The sequence below is a fragment of the Pseudomonas rubra genome, from assembly GCF_028656935.1.
Taxonomy (GTDB): Bacteria; Pseudomonadota; Gammaproteobacteria; order Pseudomonadales; family Pseudomonadaceae; genus Aquipseudomonas; species Aquipseudomonas rubra.
This window is the reverse complement of record NZ_JAMDGZ010000076.1, coordinates 24,104-30,103: the sequence shown is the minus strand read 5'-3', so window position 1 is coordinate 30,103 and position 6,000 is coordinate 24,104. Positions and strand designations below refer to the sequence as shown.

Sequence of the window (6,000 nt, the reverse complement as noted above, 5' to 3'; positions counted from 1 at the left end):
GCCATGGCCTGTGAGGGCGGCGTTGTCAGCTTGGGGGGCAAGCCCGCCCCAAAGAGTACATTTGTACTCCGCTCAGTTGTCCGGCACCTTGACGAACACACTGTACTGGCCGCCCTCCATGGTTTCGAAAGCAATCAGCTTTTCCACCAGCGCTTCACTCAGCACTTTGCCGGCATTGAGCAGGAGCATGCCGTTATCGGCGTTGAGGTTACGCGCCAGGATCATGCCGCCAGCCAGCTCGCGAGTCGTCACGACCTTGACTGACGGATCGGCCAGGGTCACGTCACTGAGGAACTCGGCGCAGACGTTGACGAAGTCCTCCACCAGCCCCGGGTCATACAGCCTGCCGGCATACTTGCGGATGTAGACCAGCGCTTCATCGCTGTTCATCTGCCGCTCCAGCACCAGGCCGCGTTGCAACTCGATGAAATCCACAGCGAGCTTCAGCCAGCGGGCGTCCAGCGGGATGGCCTCGCCCTTCAGGCGTTCGGGAAAGCCAGTGCCGTCCCAGCGCTCCTGGTGATAAAGCACCAATCGCGCCGCCTCTTTCAGCGGTTCCAGGGTCATCACCAGTGATTCGCTCTGCTTCGGGTAAGTCCGATACAGGTCGCGCTCGGTGTGTGGCAACAGGTCCGCCGGGCAGGTCAGCATGCTGTCGTTCCAGCTCATCTTGCCGATGTTGTACAGCGCCGCGGCCATGGTCAGGTCGCGGCTGCGACTTTCACCCAGGCCATGCCGGGTGCAATAGACACGAATCAGTTCGATGACCTGGCGATTGGTCTGCTTGGACTTGGGCAGGCGCAGGTTGGCCAGCAGCGAAAACACTTCGGTGCCGGTCACGTAGCTGCGCTTGAGCTCTTCGTAGGCCAGGTCGAGCATGTCGGCCGTCTGCTGCAACTCGGCGGTGCGCGCCGCAACGCGTTGTTCGAGGGTGGCGTTGAGCACCTTGAGTTGCTGGTTCTGCGTCTGGGTCAACAGCTCCAGGCGCCGTCGTTCGCTTTCCGAGTGCTGGTAGGCCAAGGCCTGGCGCAGGGTCACCAGCAGCTCTTCGTCATTCCAGGGCTTGCTGATATAGCGATGGATCTGGCCGTCGTTGATCGCCTTGGCAACGGTGTCCATGTCGGCATAACCGGTGAGCAAGATGCGCAAGGTAGCGGGAAAGCGCTGATGCACGAGCGCAAGCAAGGTGGCGCCATCCATGTTGGGCATGCGCGCATCGCTGATCACCAGGCTGACCGGACGTTGCTCAAGCACTTCCAGGGCCTGGGCTGCACTTTCGGCCAGTACCACCTCATACGGCTGGCTATGCAACAAGCGCCGCAGGCTGTTGAGGATCGAGACCTCATCGTCCACCAGCAATACCAGCGGCTTTTCCACTTCGGCTTCATCCATGCGGCCTTCCCTGTCTCAACGGTTGTTCCTGATCACAGGCTAGATGACATTTGCCTCAGTGGTTAGCGCGCACTCCCTGACCTGACTATTCTCAGGGTCATAGCGCATTGTCACCACGGAGGGTTGCTCGATGCCTATCGCGCGTTCATTACGCCAGCTTGGGGCAGTGCTGGCACTGCTGCCCGCCGTCGCCCTGGCGCAGACCGTGGGGGGCCCGCTCTCGCCCTTGCCGCCGGTGCCCGAGCTTGCAGCGGAGCGCGTCGAACTGGGCCGCAGATTGTTCAACGACCCGCGCCTGTCGAGTGACAACAGCCTGTCCTGCGCCAGTTGTCATCGGCTTGACCAGGGCGGTGCCGACAACCTGCCGCTATCCCCCGGTTTCGATGGCAAACCCTTGCCGGTGAACACCCCCAGCGTGTTCAACGCCAGCCTCAACGCCCGGCAGTTCTGGGACGGTCGCGCGCAAACCCTGGAGGAGCAGGCGCACCTGGTGGTGCAGAGCCCTGCGGAGATGGGCAGCGACTGGCAGGTGGTGGTGCGGCGCATCGCCGATGACCCTGACTACCGCGCAGGATTCGCCCGGGCCTATGACCAGGGCGTTGATGAACACAACGTGCAAAATGCCCTGGCCACCTTCCAGCGCACCTTGCTCACCCCCGGCTCGCGCTTCGACCGTTACCTGCAGGGCGACACGGCGATCCTCAGCACCGATGAAAAATACGGCTATCAGCGCTTTCAGGAGTACGGCTGCATCGCCTGCCACCAGGGGGTCAATATTGGCGGCAACATGCTGCAGAAGTTCGGCGTGCTGGGCGACTACTTCAAGGACCGTGGCAACCCGACCCCAGCCGACCTCGGGCGCTTCAACGTCACCGGGGACGAGGAAGACCGGCATGTGTTCAAAGTGCCCAGCCTGCGCAATGTCGCCGTCACTGCCCCGTACTTTCACGATGGCTCGGCAGCTACCCTGGAGGCTGCGGTGGATGTGATGTTCCGCTACCAGCTGGGCCGCACGCCGAGCGACGAAGACAAAGCCCTGATCATCCAGTTCCTCAAGACCCTCACCGGCCAATGGCAAGGCAAGCCGCTATGATGCTGACCCGCCGCCGCAGCTTCCTGCTACTGGCCACCAGCGCCGCGCTGCTGGCCTCAGTGCTGGTGTACCTGTACCTGATGTCCAAGGCCGATGAAAGTGACACCTACGCCCAGGCCCGCGACCTGATCCGGCAGATCAAGCAGAACGACTCGCAATGGGAAAACGAGATACTCAAGGCGCGTACCACCATCAACTACAACTACGACCCGCTGGTGTCGCCGCTGGTGGAGATGAAACAGCTGTGGCGTGCCTTCGACAACATCGAAGCCCACCATCGGCATGCGGCAACCCCGGCCTGGCGTGCGGCTTACGCCGACTACCAGCAGGCGCTTGAGGACAAATCGCGGTGGGTCGAGCGGTTCAAGTCGCATAACGCCATCTTGCGCAATTCCCTGGCGTTCCTGCCTACCGCCGCCGATGGCATCCAGGTGCAATTGGGGCAACTGGATGCCACCGACACCTTGCGCTTGCACAGCATCGCCACCGACACCTATGACCTGATGCTCAGCAGCCTGGAGTTCGCCCAGATGACCACCGATGACAAGGCAGCCGACATCCTCGTGGGCCTGAACAAGCTGGCGGTCAACAAGGAGCGCCTGCCCGCCGAGTTCCACGGCCCCATCGATATCCTCAGCAACCACATCGCCTTGATCCTGCGAGAGCAACCCAGGGTCAATCAGTTGCTCGAGCAGATCGAAGCGGTGGCGGTGGCCGAGCGCCTGGACACCATCACCCAGATGCTCGACCGCGATGAACGTGCCGCCCTGCTGATCGACCAGCGTTATCACTTCTACCTGCTGGTGTTTTCCACGCTGCTGATGCTGTTGCTGTTGTACATGGCGGTATGCTTGCTGCGCAGTTTCAGTGAAATCAACCGGGTCAACCGCGCCCTGATGGGCGCCAATGATGAACTGGAGCAGCGGGTCGAACGCCGCACCCTGGCCCTGACCCAGGCCAGCACCGCGCTGCAGCGCGAGATCGACGAGCGCACGCTGCTGGAAAGCCAGCTGGTGCAATCGGAAAAACTGGCCTCCCTGGGCCAACTGGCCGCAGGCGTTGCTCACGAGGTCAACAACCCGATTGGTTTTGTGTCGTCCAACCTGGGGGCGCTGGACGACTATTTCAGTCGCTTGCAGGACATGCTCAAGGCCTATCGCCAGGCAGAAATCGCCATCGACCCGGCAACCTTGAGTGCCAGCCTGGCGACCCTGCGTACCGAGATTGAACTGGACTATATCCTCGACGACATCCCGCTGCTGATCCGCGAGTCCAAGGATGGCATCAGCCGCGTCGGGCAAATCGTCAAGGACCTCAAGGACTTCTCCCGGGTGGATTCGAACCAGGACTGGCAATGGGCCAACTTGCAGCAAGGGATTGAGTCGACCCTGAACATCGTTGCCAGCGAGCTCAAGTACAAGGCCGACCTGGTCAAGGCCTATGCGCCGTTGCCGGAGGTCGAGTGCCTGCCGTCGCAGATCAACCAGGTGATCATGAACCTGGTGGTCAACGCCGCCCAGGCCATGGGCCCGCAGCGCGGCACCATCACCCTGCGCAGCGGCTGCGAGGGCGAGCAGGTGTGGATCGAAGTGGCCGACAACGGCTGTGGCATTCCTGCCGACAGCCTGCAGAAAATCTTCGACCCCTTCTACACCACCAAGCCGGTGGGCCAGGGTACGGGGCTGGGCTTGTCGCTGTCCTACGGCATCATCAAGCGCCATCGGGGGGAGATCCACGTGCTCAGCGAGGTCGGTGTCGGCACCACCTTCAGGATCGAACTACCGGTACACCAGACGCGGGCGGCCTGACAAAACAATCGCGAGGCAAGCCCGCGCCTACAGGCTCCACTCTGTGGGAGGTTCTATGGTTCATAGAAAGGCCTAACCACAGATCCCTTGTGGGAGCCGGCGTTGCCGGCGATGAGGCCGGTACAATCTGCGCATCAGATGCCACCTGACCTACGACCGCTGCGCGCTCGATCGCTGGCAAGGCCAGCTCCCACCAGGACGGTGTACACCGCTACATTTGGGTGGAGCGGGCTTGCCCCGCGATGCAGACAACAGCAAACCTCAATGGAACGGAAAGATGTAGTTCATCCACGCCGCCATGCGCAGGAGGATCTTGCGCATGGTCGCGATATGCTCGAAATGCTGGCTGTACACCGCTGCCTGACCGTAGGCGCCGCCAGGCATCTGCTGCCTGTACTGGGCAAAAGCCGGGTCGTCGATCTCGATGATCACCGGCACGCGTCCGGCAGGCGGTGAACCGGTGTAGCCGATCAGGGTGCCGGAGGGCTGCACCTGGCCCTCGGCGATCACCGCGATGACGTTCTTGACCTTGCCATGAAAGACCTTGCCCGGAATGCCATCGAAGGCCACCTCGGCCTCATCGCCCGGCACCAGGCGCAACAGGCTGTTCTGGCGCATCCAGGCGGCAAAGTACTGGCCCTCCTGAGGAATGAACACCATCGATGGGCGCAGCGGCAAGGCACTGGCCATCATCCCCGCGCGCAGCGCGACATGGGTGACAAAGCCTTTGCTGGGTGCCCGCACCACGGTGTTGTCGAGTTCGAATTGGGCATTGTCCAGTTGCGCCTGCAAGTCGTCGACCCGGGCAATCGCCGCTTCCTGCTCGCGGCGGGTGCCGAAGTTGCGCTTGATCAGCTCGTTGATGCGGTACAAATCGCCCCTGGCCGCGATGATCTGCGCCTTGAGCGAGCGCAAACGATGCTCAAACGGTGCCGGATCGATGCGAAACAGCACATCGCCCTTCTCAAGCGGCTGGTTGGCTCTGACCGGCACCTCGATGACCTTGCCGGTCACCACCGGAATCACCGGCACCGAGACAAAGTACGAGCGGGCCACCTCCGAGTACGGGTGGTTGTAGTTCATGGTGAAGATCAGCGCACCGATCATGACGATGCCACCGAGCACTGCGGTGGGTACCGTCCACTTGTTCAGCGGGATGCGAAACAGTTTGAAGATCGCCACACAGATGGCGGCGTAGGTGAGGATCAGCAACAGGTCCATGGCTCAGGCGCCTTTGTCGGTATCGACAGTTGCTGATTGCGCTTCCAGGCGTTCGATGCGCTGTTGCAGTTCGAGCACCTGTTGCTCCAGGCGCAGCACATGGTTTTGCGGCGACTTACCGTCGCCAAAACCCCAGCCTCGGTCTTCGCGGTAGAGCATTGCCCAGATCCACAAGAAGGGCCACAGCGCATGCAGGGTGAACAGGCTGACCCAGCCGGTGGCGTGGATTGCATCCTGGTGCGGATGATTACGGTGCACCGCGATTTCGTAGGGGATGTCATGCAACACGATGATCCCGTAGAACAGCACCAGGCCGACGAAAATCAACACACCCAAGGCAAAGTAATCAAGCATGATGGCTGACCTTCGCAGCGTTGCAAGCCGTGGGATGAGTGTAGTTCACCCGACGCGCCAGCAACGCTGCAGGCCACGTATACCGTTGGTCGCGCCAGGCGGCCCGGGTCAGGGAGGCTGATCTAGGCTCAC

At 61.8% G+C, this 6,000-nt stretch carries 5 protein-coding genes; 2 read left to right on the top strand and 3 right to left on the bottom strand.

Going from position 1 to position 6,000, the window contains the following annotated elements:
• Window positions 1-72: 72 nt before the first annotated feature.
• The gene (gene nosR, locus M5G17_RS26115) at window positions 73-1,392 is read right to left on the bottom strand and encodes a response regulator c-di-GMP phosphodiesterase, NosR family (protein WP_273895747.1); all 1,320 of its coding nucleotides are present in this window, start codon (window positions 1,390-1,392) and stop codon (window positions 73-75) included.
• Between the two features lie 130 nt (window positions 1,393-1,522).
• Here nosR and M5G17_RS26110 point away from each other — a divergent pair, with 130 nt between their 5' ends.
• Both M5G17_RS26110 and M5G17_RS26105 read left to right on the top strand, forming a co-directional pair.
• Complete coding sequence (locus M5G17_RS26110; RefSeq protein WP_273895746.1) at window positions 1,523-2,485, top strand: cytochrome-c peroxidase; 963 nt, start codon at window positions 1,523-1,525, stop codon at window positions 2,483-2,485.
• On the top strand, window positions 2,482-4,293 hold the full coding sequence (locus M5G17_RS26105) for a DAHL domain-containing protein (protein ID WP_273895745.1): 1,812 nt from the start codon (window positions 2,482-2,484) through the stop codon (window positions 4,291-4,293). The genes M5G17_RS26110 and M5G17_RS26105 overlap by 4 nt, the downstream gene beginning before the upstream one ends.
• Before the next feature lie 261 nt (window positions 4,294-4,554).
• Here the strand turns inward: M5G17_RS26105 and M5G17_RS26100 are convergent, their stop codons facing one another.
• Both M5G17_RS26100 and M5G17_RS26095 read right to left on the bottom strand, forming a co-directional pair.
• Window positions 4,555-5,514: an HlyD family secretion protein gene (locus tag M5G17_RS26100; protein ID WP_273895744.1), complete on the bottom strand. Its 960-nt coding sequence runs from the start codon at window positions 5,512-5,514 to the stop codon at window positions 4,555-4,557.
• Between the two features lie 3 nt (window positions 5,515-5,517).
• Window positions 5,518-5,868, bottom strand: coding sequence for a DUF3302 domain-containing protein (locus M5G17_RS26095; RefSeq protein ID WP_273895743.1), 351 nt, complete (start codon window positions 5,866-5,868; stop codon window positions 5,518-5,520).
• Window positions 5,869-6,000 lie beyond the last annotated feature (132 nt).